The organism is Planomonospora algeriensis, from assembly GCF_977012225.1.
Window position 1 is genome coordinate 1 of the sequence record NZ_CDRNDK010001014.1, and the last position, 703, is coordinate 703.

The 703-nt window shown below is 72.7% G+C and carries 1 protein-coding gene; it reads left to right on the plus strand.

Features of this window, described 5'->3' with window-relative positions:
- A partial coding sequence (locus ACWJ6R_RS37520) for a ketoacyl-synthetase C-terminal extension domain-containing protein (protein WP_449066736.1) occupies positions 1 to 703 on the plus strand: 703 nt, incomplete at both ends.

The following is a 703-nucleotide window of genomic DNA, read 5'->3' on the forward strand; positions in this document are numbered from 1 at the left end:
GACCCGATCGAGGCGCAGGCGCTGATCGCGACCTATGGCCGGGAGCGGTCTGAGGACCGCCCGCTGTGGCTGGGTTCCATCAAGTCGAACATCGGCCACGCACAGGCCGCCGCCGGAACGGCCGGTGTGATCAAGATGGTGATGGCGCTGCGCAACGGCGTGATGCCGCGGACCCTGCACGTCGACGAGCCGACCGAGCACGTGGACTGGTCGGCGGGTGCGGTGGAGCTGCTGACCGAGGCCCGTCCGTGGGAGTCGGAGAACGGCCCGCGCCGGGCCGGTGTCTCCTCCTTCGGGATCAGCGGCACGAACGCGCATGTCGTCCTGGAGGAGCCTCCGGCCGAACCGGACGAGGAGCCGGGCGAGGCCCTGCCCGCCGTCCCATGGCTGCTCTCCGGGAAGTCGGCGGCAGCCCTGCGGGCGCAGGCGCAGCAGCTCGAGTCCTGGGTACTGGCTCGGCCCGAACTGGACATGGCGGATGTCGGCTGGTCGCTGGCGACCGGTAGGGCGCTGCTGGAGCAGCGCGCGGCGGTGGTCGGCACGGACCGCGCCGGTCTGCTGGAGGCGCTGTCGGCGCTGGCCGAGGGTGAGCCGAACGCGTCGGTGATCGAGTCCGGACCGGTGCGCGGACGAGCCAAGGTGGCGCTGCTGTTCTCCGGTCAGGGCAGTCAGCGGGCGGGGATGGGGCGGGAGCTGGCCGAGG